We start from the raw sequence: 219 nt of genomic DNA on the forward strand, positions 1-219 counted from the left end.
CTCAGAAGTGAAACGCAATAGCGCCGATGGTAGTGTGGGGTTTCCCCATGTGAGAGTAGGACATCGCCAGGCTTTAAATACTGTTACTTGCAATAGTAAGTAACCACATCATCAGTGTACGAATCTGTTGATGACAATTTGTGGAGAGATGGCTGAGTGGTCGAAAGCACCGGTCTTGAAAACCGGCAACCGTTAATAGCGGTTCTAGGGTTCAAATCC

Annotated in this window: 1 rRNA gene; it reads left to right on the plus strand. The window is 46.6% G+C overall.

Features of this window, described 5'->3' with window-relative positions:
* A 5S ribosomal RNA gene (gene rrf, locus ACVA6Q_RS25055) occupies positions 1-72 on the plus strand; the annotation flags it as partial.
* Positions 73-219 lie beyond the last annotated feature (147 nt).

The organism is Vibrio sp. DNB22_10_4 (assembly GCF_052879755.1).